This is a genomic window from Anaerobiospirillum thomasii (genome assembly GCF_900445255.1).
Lineage (GTDB): Bacteria > Pseudomonadota > Gammaproteobacteria > Enterobacterales > Succinivibrionaceae > Anaerobiospirillum_A > Anaerobiospirillum_A thomasii.
The window spans coordinates 146746-168949 of the sequence record NZ_UAPU01000007.1; the positions used below are offsets into that span (position 1 = coordinate 146746).

Consider the following 22204-nt stretch of genomic DNA (forward strand, 5'->3'; position numbering starts at 1 on the left):
ATGGCACTTTTTGTAAATACTAACGTATCTTCAATTAATGGCCAGCGTAATTTAACCAACGCTACCAACAATTTAAACACAACCTATCAGAGATTATCATCTGGCATGCGCATCAACTCAGCTAAAGATGATGCCGCAGGTCTTCAGATCTCAGATCGTTTAACCTCACAGATCAATGGTTTAAATCAGGGTAACCGCAATACCAACGATGGCATAGCTCTTGCCCAAACAGTTGAAGGCGCCATGGATGAAATGACAACCATGCTGCAGCGTATTCGCACTCTTGCAGTACAGGCTTCAAACGGTACCAATAATCAGAAGGATCGTGATGCCCTGCAGCAGGAAGTAACTCAGCTCTCAACTGAAATAACCCGTATTGCCTGCCAGACTCGTTTTGGTGGTGAATTAGTTCTAGCCGGTGCAGATAAAGGCATAATCAGTGCTGAAGGAACTATTAAACTTCAGGTAGGTGCCTATAATGGTGACACCCTCACCATGACCGGCTTCTCTCTTGGCTTTACAGTATCTGGTATTGCCTCACAGGGTGGTGGTGCAACTATTAATGGTGATGCAAATACTGATGGTTTATTAAAAGACGGCGATCTTGTTAGATTCTCTGTAAGTACACAGACAGTATCAGCAAATACTATTTCTGGTGTAGATAAATTAATTCAGGCTGTAGATAAGCAGCGCGCTCACTTAGGTGCCATGCAGAATCGTATGGAATCAACCATACGTAATCAGTCCAATATCTCTATGAACGTATCTGATGCCAGATCACGTATCCGTGATACAGATTTTGCCGAAGAGTCAGCCAAACTCTCTCAACAGACCATTATTCAGCAGGCTGCAAGCTCTATGCTTACCCAGGCCAACACCAGACCGCAGCTGGCTCTGTCCCTGCTTGGCTAACAGTTTTTAATGATGCGATATTTTAAAGGAATTTAAAAATGGCACTTTTTGTAAATACTAACGTATCTTCAATTAATGGCCAGCGTAATTTAACCAACGCTACCAACAATTTAAACACAACCTATCAGAGATTATCATCTGGCATGCGCATCAACTCAGCCAAAGATGATGCCGCAGGTCTTCAGATCTCAGATCGTTTAACCTCACAGATCAATGGTTTAAATCAGGGTAACCGCAATACCAACGATGGCATAGCTCTTGCCCAGACAGTTGAAGGCGCTATGGATGAAATGACCACCATGCTCCAGCGCATTCGTACTCTTGCTGTTCAGTCATCAAACGGTACCAATAATCAGAAGGATCGTGACGCCCTGCAGCAGGAAGTAACTCAGCTCTCAACTGAAATTACCCGTATTGCCTGCCAGACCCGTTTTGGTGGTGAAGTTGTACTTGCCGGTGCCTCAGGTCAGGCCGGCGTCATGAAAGGTCTTATTGCCACTGATGGTAGCATTCAGCTTCAGGTTGGAGCTTATAATGGTGACACACTTAAGATGACTGGCTTTTCAAGCGGTTTTGTTGTAAGTAGTATCGCCAAGGAAGCTGGTCTTACACCTGCAGCTGCAACAAAAGACGGTTTAATCATGACAGCAGCTGGTGCCGCCCGTTTTGCTATTTCAACTCAAACTGACTCTATGGATGCTATTGCATCTGTAGATAAGATGATTGAGGTTATTGACAAGCAACGCGCCCACTTAGGTGCCATGCAAAACCGCATGGAATCAACTATACGCAATCAGTCCAACATCTCTATGAACGTATCTGATGCCAGATCACGTATCCGTGATACAGACTTTGCCGAAGAGTCAGCCAAACTCTCACAGCAGACCATTATTCAGCAGGCTGCAAGCTCTATGCTTACACAGGCTAACACCCGACCACAGCTGGCTCTGTCCCTGCTTGGCTAATTGTGTTTAACGATGCGATATTTTAAAGGAATTTAAAAATGGCACTTTTTGTAAATACTAACGTATCTTCAATTAATGGCCAGCGCAATTTAACTAACGCTACCAATAATTTAAATACTACCTATCAGAGATTATCTTCAGGTCTTCGCATCAACTCTGCAAAAGATGACGCTGCCGGACTTCAGATCTCAGATCGTTTAACCTCACAGATCAATGGTTTAAACCAGGGTAACCGCAATACCAACGATGGCATAGCTCTTGCCCAGACTGTTGAAGGCGCCATGGATGAAATGACCACCATGCTCCAACGCATGCGTACTCTTGCAGTACAGTCTGCCAACGGCACTAACAACACAAAAGATCGTGATGCCATTCAGCAGGAAGTAACTCAGCTGTCACATGAGATTACAAGAATTGCATGTCAGACCAGATTTGGTGGAAATTCAATTTTAAATGGTACAGCAGCAGCTGGCACATTATTGGGGTCTGGTGGCGTTATAACTCTGCAGGTTGGAGCCTACAATGGTGATACCTTAAAGATGACCGGCTTTAGCCTTGGCTTTACCCTGTCAGGAATTGCCGATTCTGCCGGTATCAAGGCTGCTAATGATACCGCACTGGTTAATGATGGTACTAACAGATTAGCTGTAAGCACACAGTCTTTGGCAGCTGCTGCAATTACCATGATTGACAGCTTTGTTGGTGTTATTGACAAACAGCGCGCTCACTTAGGTGCCATGCAAAATCGTATGGAGTCAACCATACGCAATCAGTCCAATATCTCTATGAACGTATCTGATGCCAGATCACGTATTCGTGATACAGACTTTGCCGAAGAATCTGCCAAACTGTCACAGCAGACCATCATTCAGCAGGCAGCCTCATCCATGCTGACACAGGCTAATACCAGACCTCAGCTGGCTCTGTCCCTGCTTGGAGGTTAATACCTAAATATTGTATCTGCGATCTTGCTACAAGATCGCAGATATTTCACTCTAAATCCAACTCCTCATATCCTACAGTTCACATTCATTTTAAATCTAAGCTACTATACATATCTTTCATAGCCAGAAAGTCAATCTTATACCGTAGCAGAACCCGTAAATATATGACCGTTGAATAGCTCTATTCTTTTAAACCAATTTTTAGTACTGCTGTCACTGCTATAAATTTATAGTATAGATGCTCCAACCATAATAGCGGTTTATTCTTCGATAAATGGGAAATTTCTCTTTTTTGGTAAAATGGGATATTTTTTGCAATGTGGAAATTTTGGTGCAAATAACTTAAACATAAGTTTTTTTATAAATAATTTCCACTTTACATTTCCAATTTTCAGATCTTAAGATGAGGTCAGAGTTTACAAAACCGGCTTTATTAACCTGTGTCCCAATACATGTCGGTGGCACATAATTACTGCTTTTATATTAAGCTATTGTCTTTATAAATTTTGCAATAAAAAAGGGGAGCATTTAGCCCCCCAGAGGATATCAAATATTGTTTAAAACTAGCCAAGCAGTGACAGAGCCAGCTGTGGTCTTGAGTTGGCCTGTGTCAGCATTGAGCTTGCAGCCTGCTGAATAATGGTCTGCTGTGATAGTTTGGCAGATTCTTCTGCAAAGTCTGTATCACGGATACGTGCACGGGCATCAGATACGTTCATGGAAACATTTGACTGATTGCGGATTGATGATTCCATACGGTTCTGCATAGCACCTAAGTGAGCGCGCTGCTTATCTACAGTGTCAATTAACAAATCAACTGTTGCAATTGTAAGTGTAGCTAAAGATTGAGCAGATACTGTAAATCTTTCAGAACCTGCTGCTCCAGCTAGACCACTTGTTGATGCTGTTGCATCGGCTGCTACTTTAGAACCTGCTTTAGAGGCTATTCCCATTAAAGTAAAGCCGTTACTGTAAAATGTCATCTCAAGCTTATCTCCCTGATAAGCTCCAACCTGAATTGACACAATACCTTTTGTATTTATAAGAGCACCTGTCTTACCAGCTGCCAGAATCTGCTCACCACCAAACTTGGTCTGACAGGCAATACGGGTAATCTCATTAGACAGCTGTGTTACTTCCTGCTGCAAAGCATCACGATCCTTGGCGTTATTGGTACCGTTGGCAGACTGCACTGCAAGAGTACGAATACGCTGCAGCATAGTGGTCATTTCATCCATGGCGCCTTCGGCTGTCTGAGCTAAAGCTATGCCATCATTGGTGTTGCGGTTGCCCTGATTTAAACCATTGATCTGTGAGGTTAAACGATCTGAAATCTGAAGGCCGGCGGCATCATCTTTTGCAGAGTTAATGCGCATACCTGATGATAATCTCTGATATGTAGTATTGAGATTATTAGTAGCATTGGTAAGGTTGCGCTGACCATTAATTGATGAAACGTTGGTATTTACAAAAAGTGCCATAATTAGCCTCCAAATGAATTCTGTTTGTTGAATGTTTAATTAACGGCTATCAAAATAGCAACTTTAATATTTTTTATATTTATTTTATGAAATATTTTCTTTGATATTGCGCTGCAGTCAAACTACTGCAGCCAAAAAGAGAGGATCTTAAAATATTAATACGGACCTTCGCAGCTTGTGCCTATTAAGGAGCAGGTTCTTTCTGAAATAGCATTAAGAGCAATGTAGAAATTACCCATAAAGGCATCAAGTGCCAGCACCAGCACAAAGAATCCTACAATCATACTTACAGCAAAGCCCATTGAGAATACGTTAAGCTGAGGAGCTGCCTTGGTCATAACACCAAAGGTAAAGTTCACCACAAGCATGGTACAGATAGCGCTGATTGACATGGCAATGGCACATTGAAACATAACTGTACCAAAGCTTATAAGCTCGCGCAGATGCAGAGTATCAAAGCTCTCAGGACCTATTGGCATAGTCTCAAAAGACATGAGCAGCAATCTGAAAAATAAAAGATGCCCATCCACAGCAAAGAAGACGAGAGTTACAAGAACTGTGAAAAACTGTCCTACAACAGGAGCATTGGTACCAGATACAGGATCTACCAGTGAGGCAAAGCCAAGACCTGTCTGCATTGCTACAATCTGACCTGCAATAACAAAAGCCTGGGCCAGAAACTGCGTCATAAGACCTATTCCTACGCCAATTATGACCTGATTGATAGTTGTAACAATACCCAATACTGTAAAAGGCTGCAGGCTTGGATCAACTTTGGGAATTGATGGCAGCATGCACACTGTCATAGCCAGAGTGAACAAGGCTCTGACACGTGTAGGAATAGTACCACCGCCAATTGCAAACATGGCCATTAAAAAGCCGCCTATGCGGCATAAAGGCCAGACAATTGATGAGACTGACTCAAGAGCAAGTGGTTCTAAAAAGTTCATACTAGCCTATTACCTGAGGAATAAGATGTATCATTTCTTTGAAAAATGACATCATCTTCTCAAGACCCCAGTGGGCACCTAAAATCAGTGCCAGCACCGTAACAATAAGACGCGGCAGGAATGAGAGCGTCTGTTCGTTGATAGATGTAGCCGCCTGGAAAATAGAGACTATAAGACCAACAACAAGTGATGGAATAATAGAAGCGCACACTAAAATAGCAACTAGTGTCAAAGCACTTCTTACCACATCGACAAAGACCTCTGGCTCCATAGATTACTCCTTTACAAAGGCACACCTATGCCGTAACTCGACACCAGCGTTCCCATAATCAGTGACCAGCCGTCAACCAGCACAAAGAGCATGAGTTTAAACGGCAGCGATACGATCATAGGCGAGAGCATCATCATACCCATGGCCATGAGAATGGATGCTACTACAAGGTCAATAATCAAAAACGGCAAAAAGAGCATAAAGCCAATCTGAAAAGCTGTCTTTAGCTCACTTACCATAAAGGCAGGAATGAGCACACGCAGCGGCATTTCCTGCAGATTGTCCACCTTAACATTTGCATACTCGGCAAAAGCATTGAGGTCACTCATACGTGTCTGCGCCAGCATAAAGCGATGCATAGGCTTTTGCATCAGAACCAGAGCATCTCGGGCCTGTATCTCCTCATTGGCATAAGGAACAATAGCCTCCTCATAGATCTCGTCAAAGACTGGAGCCATGATATAAAGAGACAGGAACAGAGTTAAACCGATTAAAATCTGATTGGATGGGCTTGACTGCAGACCTAGAGCCTGACGAAGAATTGCCAGTACCACAATAATACGGGTAAATGACGTCATCATAATGATGATTGACGGCAAGAAGGTCAAAAGCGTCATCAGGATTACAACCTGAATGGAGATTGAGTAATCCTGTGTGCCATCTGGATTGGTCTTGACGGTAAAGGCAGTCATATCAAGATCTGCCGCCTTTACATCAGACATAAAATACAAAATTGCAAAAAGCAAAAGACTTAAAGTTGAGGATATAAAAAATGTTCTTTTATGTCGCTCAAGTTTTGCTTTTAAACCTGTAATATCAGTGCTCTGCATCATTCTTTGAACTCTCAGGGCTTTCCTTTTTATGAGCAGTTTGGGTCTGCTCATTCATAATGCTCTCAAAGGTTTCCTTGGCACTTTTGACATTGCCTTTATCGCCTTTCATTTCACTGCTGTTGAGTTCACACAGAAAATTGACATTGTGTGCAGTAACACCTATCAGGATCTGTCTGTCATCAGCAAGCTTTAACTGCAGCACGCGCTCTTTAGGACCTACAGAGACCTGTGAGACAATATTTATACCCTTTGTAGCTGAGGGCATAAAACGTACTTTTTTAAGGACATAGGCAACAACCAGTATGATGCCTAAAACGGCAAAAGTGGAAAGTACCCAGTTAAGCAGTCCCTGTGTTGTCATAACAGAGCTGTTTTTAAGAGTATCTTCACCACTTTGAGAGGCTAAAGATATTGTAGGCAGCAATGCGCCTACAACTATATATAAATATTTCATTAACGCAGCTTCTTAATGCGCTCAACCTGGCTGATAACGTCTGTAAGTCTGATACCAAACTTATCGTTAACTACCACAACCTCGCCGTGGGCAATAAGTGTACCGTTAACCAGCACATCAAGAGGCTCACCGGCCAGACGCTCAAGCTCAATTACTGAGCCCTGATTGAGCTGTAAAAGATTGCGTATGGAGATTTTAGCGTGACCTACTTCCATAGTAATGGTTACAGGTATATCTAAAATAGCGTCAAGCTTCTTTCTCTCCTCACGTGAAAGTGGAGCCTTTGATGCGGCGCCACCTTCGGCAAAATGCTCAAGCTCAGCATTTTCAGCCTTGTTAAGATCATCAGGTATAGCATTGCCGTGTTGATCATCAAGGGCGGCAGCCCAGTCATCGGCTAATTTCTGATCATCTGACATTGTTATCTCCTTAAATTAATCGTCATCAAACTCTTCTAATTCATCATCGTCATCAAATGAGACAGCGCCCTTAAGGAATGAAATATCGCTCTTCATAGACTGCGGACGTTTTAGAACATCTGAAATCTTAATTGCCAGTTTCTCTTTGGTACGACCTAACTTGGCATGATATGAAGGAAGATCCTCAATATAAACTAACAGATCCTCAGGCATATCAATGCGCAGAACATCGCCCTCTTTAAAATCCATTATCTCGCGCAGAGTCAGGTCAGTATCAAGCAGCTTGACGCGCATATCAACATTGACATCCATGACCTCTTCACGCAGAGCACGGTTCCAGCGCACATCGGTGTCGCCCTTGTCGGACTGCACGCCGGCATCTAAAAGCTCTCTGATAGGCTCAATCATTGAGTAAGGGAAGGCAATGTGCATGTCACCGCCGCCACCATCAAGATCGATATGGAAATGGTTTACTACAAGCACCTCAGATGGGCTTACAATATTGGCCATGGCTGGGTTAACCTCGTGATCGAGGTATTCAAACTCTACGTCCATAACCGGAGCCCAGGCTTCCTTGTAGTCTTCAAAAACCATTTTCAGGAGCTTTTGAATAATACGTCTTTCAGTTGGTGTAAACTCACGACCTTCAATCTTGGCTCTGAATCTACCCTCGCCGCCAAAGAAATTCTCTACAAGAATAAATACAAGGCGGGCCTCAAGAGTAATAAGCGCAGTACCTTTGAGCGGACGGAAACGCACCATGTTAAGAGAGGTAGGAACGTACAGAGACTGTACATACTCACCAAACTTAATCATCTTTACACCAATCCAGGTCACCTCGGCACTATGTCGCATCATGTTGAACAGTGAGATGCGCATATGACGGGCAAAACGCTCATCAACCAGCTCGAGGGTAGGCATACGTCCACGGACAATACGCTCCTGCGAACCAAAGTCAAAAGCCTTAACACCAGCTTCTTCTTCGACCTTTTCAGGCTCTACATCATCTGCCCCGTGCAACAGGGCATCGATCTCATCCTGTGTCAGAAAATCGGTCACAAATAACCCCTACTGCAATACAAAGTTAGTAAACAGAATCTGATCTACAACCACACGATTTGTTACACCAGACATCTTGGAACGCACTGCCTCTAAAAGCAGATCCTTTAATCTCTGTCTGCCTGTAGGAGCAGTCAGACTCTCATAGGTCTGAGCACTTACTACAGAATCAATAACAGAACCGGTTAAAGCCAGATGCTTGGTACACAGATCGGCATTCTCCTGTCCTACTGTAAGTAGCACAATATCAAGCTGCAGTACATGAGGACGGCCCCTCTGATCCTTTAGATTGAAGGTGAAACCTGAGTCAAACTTGATAAATACATCTTTAATCTGCTCACGCAGGGCGGCCTCCTGAGCTGCCTTTTCCATGGCAATTTCCTCAGGTGTAGGACCTGCAGGTTCAAATGGAGGCAGGTTCTTTAAGTAGGCATAGCCAAGGTAACCACCGCCAGCAACTATTAAAAGAGCAAAAACTGCAGCAACGATAATTATAATCTTCTTTTTTCTTTTACTGCCGTTTTCGTCTTTGATTTCTACATCATCATCGTCGTCATCTCTACCAGCCATATTTCACCTGCTTTGAGTTGTTATTCAAAATCTAAGTTAGTTGCACCTGTAAAAGTGCCTGCAGCTTAGCTTTAAGCTGAGTGTCAATAATTTATATTGTATGTTTTGAACAAAATGTGTCAAATTATTTACATATAAATCATGACAATGTGCACATTGCAAACTATATGCCACTATTACTTTTGTGCTATAAAATTTTACACCATTTAACACTTTTTAGGTTTCTGGTGCAAATTAAGACTAATATGCCTTTTTGCAGCAACATAATAAGGCAACATTAACAAACTATAAACCTTTTTTTACTTTTTATGTAAAAAAAAGACCGCATTTTTACTGCGGCCTTTTATATAAGAGCTAAATAATGTGTTTTTATGCAAACAAGTGTAATCTGCCGTCATTTAGAGCATTGCTCATTGCAACCTGCTCTGACTCTGTCTCGGCATTTTCTTCTTCAGCATTGCCAAAGATGAAATCAAAACCCTGATCTCTTTGCTGACCTGAGCCCTGATCCTGGGCAAAGGCACCATCTGATGATGAACCTGCATTGTCGGCAAGCTCATGAACAGAAGTATCTGTAGCAATACCGCTCTGCATCAGAATGTCACGCAGACGTCCAATGCTGCCCTCAAGCAGCTCTCTTGTCTGAGCTGATGTGGCTGACATGGAGACCATTCCTGCCTCCTGTGACTCGTTAAGAGCAATCCTGATCTGCATTTTGCCAAGATTCTGCGGATTTAGGTCAATGACCATCTGCTTCATGTTACGTGCAGCCATGGCCATAACCTTCGAGGCAATTTCCTCGGCATTGGCTTTGGCATTGTCACCAAGGTGCATTGAAGAGAATGTCTCTTTACCTTTTTGAAGCTGATTTGACTCAATACCATTCTTTACAAGTCCAGACTGGGCAAAGCTGTTGAAGAATGATGAGCCCTCGCCAGACTGTGAATTTGCAGAACCGTTTTGCATATTAAATGCAGAGGTCTTTAATGCAGATGTTACTAATGTATTGGCACTCTCAAGTGAAACATTGCTAAATCTTTCAGAGAGTGTACTCTGTGACTTTAAAACACTCATCTTTAAGGTGTTTAAAGCCTGAGAGATAATAACACTCTGTGATGTTGGATTATTAGATGCAACAGAACCTAAGGTTGTATGTATGCGATCTTTCATGGCATTTTCCTGGAAAGATTTGCTATACATCTTGTCAAGACCTAAAGTCTGAGCCATAGACTTCTCAATTAAAGTCAGATCATCACTAAAGGCAGTATCTGATGCCTTGATGTGTGCTGACGCTCCCTTTATATCCTCAAGAGAAATCTTTGAGACATTGGCTGTTTTTGCCATCTCATCTATAGCCTTTACTGTCTCGCGCTTTACAAAAGAGCTATCAGTCTTGGCTGTATCCTTGGTCTTTACCAGTCTGTCGATAAGATCAGCATCAATCTCAGCAGTTTCGCTGTCATCAGATGGAATCTCTGCAAAGGCATTGACAGTCTTATCTGCTACCATCTCACCCTGCTCTGTACCATCAGTATTTAAAACTGCAGCGCCAGCTGTAGCCTGAGACTCCTTGGTAAAGACACAGCTTCCATTCTGAGCATTCTGCTGCTCTGCTGCAACATTATCCTTTAACTGACCTAAAGCACCTGCAGTAAGAGTTGCAAGGGCTATAGCAGTATCGGACATGTCCTCCCGATTCTGAGAAGATTCCTGTGTCTTTTCTAAATCTGAAACCTTGTTGTTATCTTTATCTGTAGCCTGGACCTTGCCATCATTCCTGTCTACCTTGGTAAAGTCATTACCTCTGTTAACAGGTCTGTCTTTTAGCATCTGACTTTTAGATACACTCTGCTTTAAGGCATTTATAGAGTTTGAACTTATATTGCCGACAAAAGAAGATGTCTTATCATTAAAAGCCATAGCACTGGCATTCATGCCCTGCAGTATGGAACTGAACAGGTCACCTTTGCCTCTGCTACTCTCTTTTTGCTCAAATTTGCCGTATGTGGCAACACTTGAGTTGTCTCTTACATCATTAGCATATGAAACTTGCATATTGCTACCTCATTTATTCATAATAATTCTTTATAAATCAGGCAATTACTGTCTATAAAAAATTATATTTATTTGCCGTATGCTTGTATCTTTGCAAATGCTGTACCACTTTTAATTTTTTAGATATAAAAGCAATGCTAAAGCTTGTATCTCAGCGCTTTTATGTTCTTTAGCCACTATAACTTATATCCTGTATTTGCCATGCACTTATTTACCAAAAGAGCATAAGACTTAAGCATTGTCTGCAAAGCCCTTAGAGCTTTGATATTGCCACAGGTGTTTGCACTATGCTCAAAGCTCCTATCTTTATTTATAAGAGCTCTTATCTCATGGCAATTAAAACTCATCACATCAATACTTATATATGTGGCTGCTATTCCCAATTTAAAGCAAAGCCCCGGCATTACAGCATACAATCTTTACAAAGCCAGTTTATATCGTGTTTTTTTGCCACAAGGCACATTCTATCGGCCTTATATAGATTTACCTACGTCAGAAGGCTGTGACTAATTTTTGCAAGTTAAAGAGATTTGTACGCTACTTTACAGTATAATGGATTTGATTTTTTGTAGTTATTCAGCATATGTCTGAGGCGATTTTTTGCTTTAATGTGCTAAAAATAAAAAAGAGAGTAAAACATGTCACGTTTATTTACTTCTGAATCTGTTTCAGAAGGTCATCCAGATAAAGTTGCAGATCAAATTTCTGATGCTGTATTAGATGCCATCATTGCCCAGGATCCAAAAGCCCGCGTAGCCTGCGAGACTCTAGTCAAGACAGGTATGGTTGTGCTTGCCGGTGAAGTTACCACCACAGCAAATGTTGATCTTGAGTCTGTCGTAAGAAAAACTGTATGCGACATAGGCTATAACTCAACCGAGGTTGGTTTTGATGGTCACTACTGTGCATTTTTAAATGCACTTGGCAAACAGTCTCCTGATATCAATCAGGGTGTAGACAGATCAAAGAGCGAAGATCAGGGCGCAGGTGATCAGGGCCTGATGTTTGGCTATGCCTGCTCTGAGACAGCTGTCTTTATGCCTGCAGCAATTACCTATGCCCACCTGCTTGTAAAAAGACAGTCAGAGGTGCGCAGATTAGGTCTTCTCCCTTGGCTGCGTCCAGATGCCAAGAGCCAGATCACTTTTGCCTATAAGGATGACGGTTCTATAGATTATGTTGATACTGTAGTTCTATCAACACAGCACAGTCCAGATGTTTCACTTTCATCTGTAATAGAAGGCGTTCAGGAAGAAATCATCAAGAAGGTTATTCCAAATGCCATGCTCACAGATAAGACCAAATACTTTATCAATCCAACAGGACGTTTTGTTATCGGTGGCCCTGTAGGTGACTGCGGTCTTACCGGTCGTAAGATTATTGTTGATACTTACGGTGGCGCTGCCCGTCACGGCGGTGGTGCATTCTCCGGCAAGGATCCTTCAAAAGTTGACAGATCTGCAGCCTATGCTGCCCGCTATGTTGCCAAGAACATTGTAGCAGCAGGTCTTGCCAAAGAGTGTGAAATCCAGGTTTCATATGCAATCGGTGTGGCCAAGCCTGTATCAATTGCTGTCAATACCTTTGGCACCGGTACAGTTGATGACAATAAAATTGCCGATGTTGTCAATGAGGTATTTGATTTAAGACCTTACGGCCTTATCAGAATGCTTGATCTTGAAAAGCCAATCTACTTCAAGACTGCAGCCTATGGCCACTTTGGTCGTGATGAATTCCCATGGGAGAGAACCGACAAGGTTGAAGATTTAAAGCAGGCTCTAAGTTAGCTTTTAAATACTTAACTCCTTTATATAAGGGCGCCGATATTAAAAAGGCGCCCTTTTTTTTACCCATGAAAGCCAAGTGCTTTACATATCTGAAATTGCCGTTTTAACCATAAATTTTTTGTTATTACCCTACTTTTTACCAAACTTAAGTATGTGTAGCTTCAAGACAAAATTTCTAGCAAACCTATTTATAATCCATTTATAAAAATGAAATTAAAACTTGGCACACTTTTTTCTTTACCGCAGTCATACATTACAAACTGCCTTTAACGGCAAAGTTTTAATAGCAATATTAAACTCAGGAGAATTATATGGCTCTTTATGTAAATACTAACGTTTCAGCCATTAATGGCCAACGTAAACTTACAAATGCAACCAATGCGCTTAATGTTTCATATCAGAGATTAGCATCAGGTCTTAGAATCAACTCAGCCAAAGACGATGCTGCAGGACTTCAGATCTCTGATCGTCTTACCTCTCAGATCAACGGTTTAGGCCAAGGCAATAGAAACTGTAATGACGGCATTGCCTTTGCTCAGACAATTGAAGGCGCCATGGATGAGATGACCAATATGCTGCAGCGCGTCAGAACTCTCTCCATTCAGGCTGCCAACGGTACCTATTCTGCTGATGATCGTGTTTCTATTCAGCAGGAAATTGAGCAGCTATCAGCTGAAATTACTCGTATTTCCTGTAAAACAACATATGCAGGTAAAACTGTATTAAATGGCTGGGCAGCAGGCGGCAACACCATTATTGGCTCAGACGGAAATGTAACATTCCAGGTTGGCGCCAATGCCAATGACACTATTCAGGTTACTAATATGTCAACTGGCTTTATGTTATCTGTTATCGCATCTAAAGCCAATATAAGACAATTAGATGATACAACTGGATTTAAAACTGCTAATGGTGGTATATCTTTTTCAGTATCAAATCAATCTCAGGCACAGTTAACTCTTGGCAATATTGATAAATTAATCCAGGTTATTGACTCGAAGCGTGCCGAGCTTGGTGCTGTACAAAACCGTATGGAATCAACCATCAGAAATCAGGCCAACATTCAGGAAAATGAGTCAGATGCCCGTTCACGTATCCGTGATACAGACTTTGCAGAGGAAACCGCATCATTAACTGCAAATCAGATATTGCAGCAGGCTTCACAGACTATTTTATCCCAGGCCAATCAGAGACCACAGATTGCTCTGTCTCTGCTTGGAGGTTAATAAATTATTTAAAGCTTTCTCTCCTGAGCAATATGCTCATTGGCCAGAGAGTTTTCTCTGGCCCTTTTTAGAGAGAATTTTATTTACTATTACAACTTATCTTTTTCTTTTCAAGACAGGCTCATGTCTTTAATTACTGAGCATAAGCCTTTTTTTCTTGAAATCACCTTTATAGTCCAAATCCCTTTTAATTATTAGTCTTCCATTCATTTATCTTAAATCTTATCTACTGAGCTGATGAACCGTATCTGTATTATTTTATAAAACTTGGCATGCTTTTTTCTTAATTAAACATATACATTATAAATTGCCACAAACGGCAAAGTTTTAATAGCAATATTAAACTCAGGAGAATTATATGGCTCTTTATGTAAATACTAACGTTTCAGCCATTAATGGCCAACGTAAACTTACAAATGCAACCAATGCGCTTAATGTTTCATATCAGAGATTAGCATCAGGTCTTAGAATCAACTCAGCTAAAGACGATGCTGCAGGTCTTCAGATCTCTGATCGTCTTACCTCTCAGATCAACGGTTTAGGCCAAGGCAATAGAAACTGTAATGACGGCATTGCTTTTGCCCAGACAATTGAAGGCGCCATGGATGAGATGACCAATATGCTGCAGCGTGTCAGAACTCTCTCCATTCAATCAGCCAACGGCACATATTCAGCTGAAGATCGTGTTGCTATTCAGCAGGAAATTGAGCAGTTATCAGCTGAAATTACCCGTATTTCATGTAAAACCACCTATGCCGGAAAAACTGTCCTTAATGGATTTAGAACAGCACAAACAGGTGGTGCCGCTGGCGGTAACAGTGACTCAACCATTATCGGTTCAAATGGTAGCGTGACTTTCCAGGTTGGTGCTAATGCCAACGACACCATTGCAGTAGCTGGCATGTCAAAAGGCTTTATGCTTTCCATGATAGCCTCACAAGCAGGAATTACAACTCTAAATGATACAACAGGTTTTAAAGCTATAAATGGCGTTGGTATTTCCTTCTCTGTATCAAATCAGTCTCAGTCACAGTTAACACTTGGTAATGTTGATAAATTAATTCAGGTTATCGACTCAAAGCGTGCTGAGCTTGGTGCTGTACAAAACCGTATGGAATCAACCATCAGAAATCAGGCCAACATTCAGGAAAATGAGTCAGATGCCCGCTCACGTATCCGTGATACAGACTTTGCTGAGGAAACTGCATCATTAACTGCAAATCAAATATTGCAGCAGGCCTCACAGACCATTTTATCCCAGGCCAATCAGAGACCACAGATTGCTCTGTCTCTGCTTGGAGGTTAATAAATTATTTAAAGCTTTCTCTCCTGAGCAATATGCTCATTGGCCAGAGAGTTTTCTCTGGCCCTTTTTAGAGAGATTTATATTTACTGATAAAACTTATCTTTTTTCTTTTCAAGACAGGCTCATGTCTTTAATTACTGAGCATAAGCCTTTTTTCATTAATTTAAATCCATATCCTCTCATATGAGATACCAGCAGATCTCGCTTCCATTTTATTAATTTATATTTATTTTTAATCTTGGCACACTTTTTTCTTTATAGGAGTCATACATTACAAACTGCCTTAAACGGCAAAGTTTTAATAGCAATATTAAACTCAGGAGAATTATATGGCTCTTTATGTAAATACTAACGTTTCAGCCATTAACGGCCAACGTAAACTTACAAATGCAACCAATGCGCTTAATGTTTCATATCAGAGATTAGCATCAGGTCTTAGAATCAACTCAGCCAAAGACGATGCTGCCGGTCTTCAGATCTCTGATCGTCTTACCTCTCAGATCAACGGTTTAGGCCAAGGCAATAGAAACTGTAACGACGGCATTGCCTTTGCCCAGACAATTGAAGGCGCTATGGATGAGATGACCAATATGCTGCAGCGCGTAAGAACTCTCTCCATTCAGGCTGCCAACGGTACCTACTCACAGGAAGACAGAAAATCAATTCAGCAGGAAATAACTCAGTTATCAACTGAAATTACCCGTATTGCCTGTAAGACCACATATGCAGGTAAAACTGTATTAAATGGCTGGGCAGCAAATAATAATACAATTATCGCTTCTGACGGCAATGTAACTTTCCAGGTTGGCGCCAATGCCAATGACACTATTCTGGTTACTAATATGTCAACCGGCTACATGTTATCCATGATTGCATCCAAAGCCGGTATTACAAACTTTAATACTACAACAGGCCTTCATACAGAAAATGGTCAAATTAGATTCTCAGTTACCAATCAGTCACAGGCACAGTTAACCCTTGGTAATATTGACAAATTAATCCAGGTTATCGACTCAAAGCGTGCTGAGCTTGGTGCTGTACAGAATCGTATGGAATCAACCATCAGAAATCAGGCCAACATTCAGGAAAATGAGTCAGATGCCCGCTCACGTATCCGTGATACAGACTTTGCTGAGGAGACTGCATCATTAACTGCAAATCAAATATTACAGCAGGCCTCACAGACCATTTTATCCCAGGCCAATCAGAGACCACAGATTGCTCTGTCTCTGCTTGGAGGTTAATAAATTATTTAAAGCTTTCTCTCCTGAGCAATATGCTCATTGGCCAGAGAGTTTTCTCTGGCCCTTTTTAGAGAGATTATATTTACTACTATAACTTATCTATTTTCTTTTCAAGACAGGCTCATGTCTTTAATTACTGAGCATAAGCCTTTTTTCTTGAATCTCATCTCTAAGAAATATCTAAAATTAAATCTTGTCTGCGCATTAATCCACCACAGTTTCAATATTTTTAAATAATTTAGTCTTGGCATAGTTTTTTCATATAGACAATAAATTATTATACGTCGTTATTTTGTCATTAGACAAAAAGAAACTCAGGAGAATACATGTATGGCTCTTTACGTCAATACCAACGTTTCTGCCATTAATGGCCAGCGTAAGCTTACCAACTCTACAAATGCCCTTAATGTTTCATATCAGAGATTAGCATCTGGTCTTAGAATCAACTCAGCTAAAGACGATGCTGCAGGTCTTCAGATCTCTGACCGTCTTACCTCTCAGATCAACGGTTTAGGCCAGGGCAACAGAAACTGTAATGACGGCATTGCCTTTGCCCAGACAATTGAAGGCGCTATGGATGAAATGACCAATATGCTGCAGCGTGTCAGAACCCTCTCCATTCAGGCTGCCAACGGCACTTATTCTACCGAGGACAGAAAGTCTATTCAGCAGGAAATTACTCAGCTTTCAACAGAAATTACCCGTATTGCCTGCAAAACAACATATGCTGGTAAAACTGTTTTAGATGGATTTAGAGTAAACGCAGCAGGTGGCGGTAACAGTAATACAACCATCATAGGATCAGATGGTAAAGTAACCTTCCAGGTTGGTGCCAATGCCAATGACACCATTGCCGTAACAGATATGTCAAAAGGCTTTATGCTTTCAATTATCGCCTCAAGAGCAGGTATAACAGCTTTTAATGACACAACTGGTTTTGTTAACTCTAATGGACTAGTACGTTTCTCTGTAACTAATCAGTCACAGGCTCAGTTAACTTTAGGCAATATTGACTCTATGATTCAGGTTATTGATTCAAAACGTGCCGAGCTTGGTGCTGTACAGAACCGTATGGAGTCAACCATCAGAAATCAGGCCAACATTCAGGAAAATGAATCTGATGCACGTTCACGTATTCGTGATACCGACTTTGCTGAGGAGACCGCTGCACTTACTGCCAATCAGATATTGCAGCAGGCCTCACAGTCTATTTTATCCCAGGCCAATCAGAGACCACAGATTGCTCTGTCACTGCTTGGCGGTTAATTATTAATCTTCCCTGAGTTAAAAGCCTGGATAGATTGCCATTCATCCAGGCTTTTAATTAAAAAAATAGCCCACAGATGTGAGCTATTTTCATCGATTTTACGCATTCTTATTTAAAATCAGCCTCTGCCATCTTCTTCTCGATAAACTCACGGGCTGCAATAATCTTATCTAGTGCCTGAGGATCATTCTCTCCCCACATCTCAAGCAGGAAAGCACCGCGATAGTTTAATGCCTTGAGCTTTTTGAATATAGTAAGAAAATCAACAGTACCCTGTCCAAAATAAAGATCACGGAACTGTCCCTTGCAGGTATCACTTACAGGCAGTGTCTCCTTTAAGTGAATGGCTGCAATCTTATCAATTCCTACCTCAAGCTCATGTGGTACATCATTGTTCCAGCCTGTAAGATTGCCTACATCAGGATATACGCCAAACCATGGAGATTTGATAAGATCATCATACTCCTTCCACTTAGTAATGGAATTTAAAAATGGAGTATCCATAATTTCCGTGGCCAGCATAACCTGACATGCGGCAGCATACTCAACAGCCTTTCTGGTTCCCTCAATAAAGCGCTCTTTTGTGCCCTCGTCCTGATCTTCATAATAAACATCATAGCCTGCAAGCTGAATAGTACGCACTCCAGTGTCACAGGCAAAATCAATAGCCTTGACCATGATTTCCATGGCTCTGTCACGTACTGAGGCATCATGAGAGCCAAATGGATATTTTCTATGACCTGACAGACACATTGAAGGCACACGCACATCAAGATCTGACTTTAATTTAACAAAATCAAGTCTCTGCTCTTTAGTCCAGTCAAGACGTGACAATCTCTCGTCAGTTTCGTCTACAGAGATTTCCATAAAGTCAAAGCCACCTGCCTTGACCATTTTAAATCTCTCAGCAAAGCTTAAAGATTTAGGCATCGCTTTTTCGTAAATACCAATTGGGTGCTGTCTCATACTAACCTCACTTTGACTTAAAAAGCACTGTTATTCTTTGGTAATCTTGGAGTATGGCACGGTTATAACTCTGCCCTCGACACTAAGATCATATTTGTCCTTTAATGCCTGCAGATCCATATCAGGCATGGTAAAGAGATCTATAGCAACCCTGGCCATGGTCTGACTGTCATTGCATACAGTTCCTATCATAGTACCGCTCTTTACTGCATCCACTGCTTCTTTAATGGCATCAATGCCAATAACAGGTATTGTCTTGTCACCACCTGCTATATTGTATTTATCTTCATTAAGACGGGCAATGGCACCTAGAGCCATAGCATCGTTGTTACCAACTATAAGCTCAATTTTATCATAACCGTTTCTGATTATAGCTCTATCCATGGCATCAAAGCCCTGCTGAAAACCCCAGTTGGCATATTCAACATGGACAATATTAAAATCAATTTTATTTTCCTTTAAACCATTGAACAGAGCCTGAGTTCTATCTCGTGTATCCTGATGGTCAACCTCACCCTTTAAAAGCACAATATCTATTTTGCCATTGCCATTGGTATCAACCTTATGACCTTTGGCTATATAGTCTTTTAAAATCTCTACCTGATAATAGCCAGAGCTTGAAGGATCGGTACCTATAAAGGCAGCATGCTCAAAACTATCAAGCACTTTTTTATCTGGCAGTCTGTTAACAAAGATAACGCGGCTGTCTTTATCCTTAAGACCATCTGCCACATCGTAGGCATATGAGGTATCAACAAGATTTAACAGCAGATTTACAGATTTGGTATTGATAGCTGAGTCAATCTGCTGTGACTGTAGCAGAAGATCATCTGCAGCATTGTGGGTTTTAACCTTAACCCCTTTTTCCTTGGCACAACTGTCTATACTCTTTTGCAGAGAATTTATAAATTCATTGCTCAGATCAAAGTAGAAGGCATCAAGTTTTACCTCATCAGCGCATGCAGCGCTGCATCCTGTAAGAGCAAGAGCACAGGCAAGAGCTTTATATTTATTATCCATACATTTACTCCCTATTAGCAAAAAAAGCACCTAAACAGTATTGATTAGGTGCTCTACACTCTCTACGGTTCTATTAAAATTCCTTAAGGTTTTAAGATAACCTTGATGGCCTCGGTGCTGTGAGCAATCTCAAAGGCCTTCTTCCAGTCATCAAGACCAAATGAATGAGTTACTACACCCTTTGAAGTCATCAGACCGCGATCTAAAAGATCGATTACTGTTGGATAGCAGTAAGGGCCTAAGTGTGAACCTAACAAATCGATTTCCTTTCTGTCACCGATGATTGACCAGTCAGCTGTAGTCTCCTGACCAAATACTGACATTTCAACAAAGCGACCTAACTTTCTAATCATCTCAAGACCCTGGACAGCACCGCGTGGGTTGCCAGTAGCCTCGATGTATACATCACAGCCATAGCCGTCAGTCAGATCCTTAACAATCTTGATGGCATCTTCCTTGGCTGGGTTGATAACTAGGTCTGCACCAAACTTCTTGGCAAGCTCTAAACGGGCATCGATAGTATCAAGCACAATTAATTTCTTAGGTGTCTTTAACTTGGCAGCCTGAACAATACCAAGACCTAAGGTTCCGGCACCTGCTAACACTACAACATCCTCAAACTGAATGTTGGCGCGCTGTACAGTGTGCATTGAACAGGCCATTGGCTCAATTAAAGCGGCATCTTCTAAAGACAGGTTCTCGGGGATCTTATGAATTACTGAGTTTTTGTGGAAGAGCATGTACTCGGCCATACCACCGTCTGCAATCTTGCCCTGATAGCCATACATATCGTGTGGCTCACACATCCAGTACTGACCTGACTTACAGAATCTGCACTTGCCGCAAGGAAGGATCTGCTCGGCTAAAATTCTCTCACCTAACTTGACGCCAAAGAACTCCTCAGCACCCTCACCGAGCTCTACTACAGTACCGAAGAACTCGTGGCCTGGAACTACAGGAGTCTTAACCCATGGATCCTCGCCCCAGAACATTGCTGCGCCGGCTTCACACTTGATATCGCCTGCACATACACCACAAGCTGAAACTTTGATTAAAAGCTCATTTGGACCTGGTCTTGGAGTGTCAATCATCTCAAGACGGTAGTCATGTGGACCGTGGTTAACAAGAGCTTTCATTTTCTCAGGAATCTGTACTGCCATAATTAAATCCTCACTATGTCTGTAAATTAATGACAACGTTGTCATTATAGCCTAGCAAAAAACACCAATTAGTGATCTATGTTTTATTTTTTGATAAAAAGCAAAACAAATCAGATAATCAGTTTTCCGTAAATGTACACCCTGTCAAAGGATGCAAAATCATTATTGGAATTTATAAGAGAAAACAGGAGTTTAGTGATCTCATCACCCCATTCATCGGCTGAATTGTAGACGCATGGTACGCTATAGCCAAAGTCTTTGGCAAAAGGCACCTCGTCAAATGAAAAATAGCGCATAGAGCGGTGAATTCCAAGACGTCTGCTCGCACCTATGGTGGCAAGCATCATAGGACCGTTAAGCCCCACAGCAATTGATGGTATATAGCCTAGGTTCTTTAAATACTCATAAACATCACTGCGTGCACCGTCGTAATTGTAGCTTGTATAACAGACATCATATTTAATCTTTGATAAATCAAATACTTTTTTAATTCCTTCAAGACGGTTTATAGAAATCATAGAGTCTTTGGGGCCTGATATGACAATCATGCTCTCAATATCTTTTAGCGATGAGAGATACTGTCCGGCCTTGATGCCAAGCTCGATATTGTTTAAAAACACTCCTGGCAGAGATTTGTCATATATATCTCTGTCAAGCAGCACCAGAGGTATATTCTGGGCTTTGACAATATCAAGATAGCCTGGATTGTAATGTTTTGCATCATTGACCACAGATAGAACAATGCCCGAGGCCTTGTAGCTGACAAGGGCATTGATAGCTCTCTGCTCGGCCTCCTCATTGCCGTTGGTTTCAAACATCATGACACTATACCCTTTTTTATCACTCTCAAGGCACAGTCTCTTGATGACGTCGGCATAAACCCTGTTATAGGTTGAATCTGACACTACGCCAATGATTTTAGAATCATTGCTCTTTAGCGATCTGGCAAATAAATTTGGTTTATAATCAAGCTCTTTGGCTATAGCATAAATCCTCTCCCTGGTCTCTTTTTTAACCAGCTCAGGATGAGCAAAGGCGCGGGATACTGTAATATTGGTAACATTGGCCTTAAGAGCAATGTCAACTATGGTCGAAGCCTTTTTGGTAACGTCATCATTCATTATAAACCTACCATTTTTTCTTATTATTATATTTATAATCAAATATTTAGCACAACTAAAAAGCTTCTAAATACTAAGAAGCTCTTATTTAAAAGTAATATATTGCAATGAAAACTTTTGTTAACTGTGTCCTAAAACAACGAATTTTTCTCCAAAAAATACTTTTTTCAATATTTTTTTGTGATATATAGCTC

The 22204-nt window shown here is 41.4% G+C and carries 21 protein-coding genes; 8 read left to right on the forward strand and 13 right to left on the reverse strand.

All coding sequences use genetic code 11. The features are described from left to right. Genes DRZ93_RS07820 through DRZ93_RS07830 form a run of 3 tightly spaced genes read left to right on the forward strand, consistent with a single transcriptional unit; the run spans position 1 to position 2821 of the window. On the forward strand, positions 1-912 hold the full coding sequence (locus DRZ93_RS07820; RefSeq protein WP_113744060.1) for a flagellin N-terminal helical domain-containing protein: 912 nt from the start codon (positions 1-3) through the stop codon (positions 910-912). A gap of 38 nt (positions 913-950) precedes the next feature. Further along, positions 951-1877: a flagellin N-terminal helical domain-containing protein gene (locus DRZ93_RS07825; RefSeq protein ID WP_113746262.1), complete on the forward strand. Its 927-nt coding sequence runs from the start codon at positions 951-953 to the stop codon at positions 1875-1877. Between the two features lie 38 nt (positions 1878-1915). After that, the gene (locus DRZ93_RS07830) at positions 1916-2821 is read left to right on the forward strand and encodes a flagellin N-terminal helical domain-containing protein (protein ID WP_113744058.1); all 906 of its coding nucleotides are present in this window, start codon (positions 1916-1918) and stop codon (positions 2819-2821) included. A gap of 563 nt (positions 2822-3384) precedes the next feature. On the opposite strand, the gene DRZ93_RS07835 is transcribed toward DRZ93_RS07830, so the two are convergent. The 9 genes from DRZ93_RS07835 to DRZ93_RS07875 all read right to left on the reverse strand — a co-directional run bounded on the left by DRZ93_RS07835 (position 3385) and on the right by DRZ93_RS07875 (position 10913). Next, positions 3385-4302 carry a flagellin N-terminal helical domain-containing protein gene (locus DRZ93_RS07835; protein WP_113746263.1) on the reverse strand — a complete coding sequence of 306 codons (918 nt, stop codon included), beginning with the start codon at positions 4300-4302 and terminating at the stop codon, positions 3385-3387. A gap of 155 nt (positions 4303-4457) precedes the next feature. Beyond that, the gene (gene fliR / locus DRZ93_RS07840; RefSeq protein ID WP_113744056.1) at positions 4458-5252 is read right to left on the reverse strand and encodes a flagellar biosynthetic protein FliR; all 795 of its coding nucleotides are present in this window, start codon (positions 5250-5252) and stop codon (positions 4458-4460) included. A 1-nt stretch (position 5253) separates the two neighbouring features. Further along, complete coding sequence (fliQ, locus tag DRZ93_RS07845; protein WP_113744055.1) at positions 5254-5523, reverse strand: flagellar biosynthesis protein FliQ; 270 nt, start codon at positions 5521-5523, stop codon at positions 5254-5256. 11 nt (positions 5524-5534) lie between these two features. Next, on the reverse strand, positions 5535-6245 hold the full coding sequence (gene fliP / locus DRZ93_RS07850; RefSeq protein ID WP_113745082.1) for a flagellar type III secretion system pore protein FliP: 711 nt from the start codon (positions 6243-6245) through the stop codon (positions 5535-5537). A gap of 94 nt (positions 6246-6339) precedes the next feature. Further along, on the reverse strand, positions 6340-6810 hold the full coding sequence (locus DRZ93_RS07855; RefSeq protein WP_113744054.1) for a FliO/MopB family protein: 471 nt from the start codon (positions 6808-6810) through the stop codon (positions 6340-6342). Next, entirely contained in the window at positions 6810-7229 is a 420-nt protein-coding gene (gene fliN / locus DRZ93_RS07860) for a flagellar motor switch protein FliN (RefSeq protein WP_113744053.1), read from the reverse strand. The genes DRZ93_RS07855 and fliN overlap by 1 nt, the downstream gene beginning before the upstream one ends. A 15-nt stretch (positions 7230-7244) precedes the next feature. After that, entirely contained in the window at positions 7245-8288 is a 1044-nt protein-coding gene (fliM, locus tag DRZ93_RS07865; RefSeq protein WP_113744052.1) for a flagellar motor switch protein FliM, read from the reverse strand. Between the two features lie 9 nt (positions 8289-8297). Next, complete coding sequence (locus tag DRZ93_RS07870; RefSeq protein WP_113744051.1) at positions 8298-8858, reverse strand: flagellar basal body-associated FliL family protein; 561 nt, start codon at positions 8856-8858, stop codon at positions 8298-8300. A 369-nt stretch (positions 8859-9227) separates the two neighbouring features. Continuing rightward, positions 9228-10913 (reverse strand): flagellar hook-length control protein FliK, encoded by a 1686-nt coding sequence (locus DRZ93_RS07875; RefSeq protein ID WP_113746264.1) that lies wholly within the window; start codon positions 10911-10913, stop codon positions 9228-9230. A 638-nt stretch (positions 10914-11551) separates the two neighbouring features. On the opposite strand from DRZ93_RS07875, the gene metK reads away from it, so the two are divergent. The 5 genes from metK (at position 11552) to DRZ93_RS07900 (ending at position 17742) form a co-directional block, all read left to right on the forward strand. After that, a complete protein-coding gene (gene metK / locus DRZ93_RS07880) occupies positions 11552-12700 on the forward strand; it encodes a methionine adenosyltransferase (RefSeq protein ID WP_113744049.1) in 1149 nt (382 codons plus the stop codon). 311 nt (positions 12701-13011) lie between these two features. Further along, entirely contained in the window at positions 13012-13926 is a 915-nt protein-coding gene (locus DRZ93_RS07885; RefSeq protein WP_113746265.1) for a flagellin N-terminal helical domain-containing protein, read from the forward strand. Positions 13927-14284: 358 nt separating this feature from the next. After that, complete coding sequence (locus tag DRZ93_RS07890) at positions 14285-15232, forward strand: flagellin N-terminal helical domain-containing protein (protein WP_113746266.1); 948 nt, start codon at positions 14285-14287, stop codon at positions 15230-15232. A gap of 329 nt (positions 15233-15561) precedes the next feature. Then, positions 15562-16476: a flagellin N-terminal helical domain-containing protein gene (locus DRZ93_RS07895; protein ID WP_113744042.1), complete on the forward strand. Its 915-nt coding sequence runs from the start codon at positions 15562-15564 to the stop codon at positions 16474-16476. A gap of 330 nt (positions 16477-16806) precedes the next feature. Next, positions 16807-17742, forward strand: coding sequence for a flagellin N-terminal helical domain-containing protein (locus DRZ93_RS07900; protein WP_113744041.1), 936 nt, complete (start codon positions 16807-16809; stop codon positions 17740-17742). A 109-nt stretch (positions 17743-17851) separates the two neighbouring features. On the opposite strand, the gene DRZ93_RS07905 is transcribed toward DRZ93_RS07900, so the two are convergent. From DRZ93_RS07905 to DRZ93_RS07920, 4 genes are all read right to left on the reverse strand, one after another. Then, positions 17852-18709, reverse strand: coding sequence for an L-ribulose-5-phosphate 3-epimerase (locus DRZ93_RS07905; protein ID WP_113744040.1), 858 nt, complete (start codon positions 18707-18709; stop codon positions 17852-17854). Positions 18710-18739: 30 nt separating this feature from the next. Further along, the gene (locus tag DRZ93_RS07910; protein ID WP_113746267.1) at positions 18740-19729 is read right to left on the reverse strand and encodes a galactose ABC transporter substrate-binding protein; all 990 of its coding nucleotides are present in this window, start codon (positions 19727-19729) and stop codon (positions 18740-18742) included. Positions 19730-19812: 83 nt separating this feature from the next. Next, positions 19813-20889 carry an alcohol dehydrogenase catalytic domain-containing protein gene (locus tag DRZ93_RS07915; RefSeq protein ID WP_172458132.1) on the reverse strand — a complete coding sequence of 359 codons (1077 nt, stop codon included), beginning with the start codon at positions 20887-20889 and terminating at the stop codon, positions 19813-19815. A gap of 110 nt (positions 20890-20999) precedes the next feature. Beyond that, the gene (locus DRZ93_RS07920) at positions 21000-22010 is read right to left on the reverse strand and encodes a LacI family DNA-binding transcriptional regulator (RefSeq protein ID WP_113746269.1); all 1011 of its coding nucleotides are present in this window, start codon (positions 22008-22010) and stop codon (positions 21000-21002) included. Positions 22011-22204: the final 194 nt, after the last annotated feature.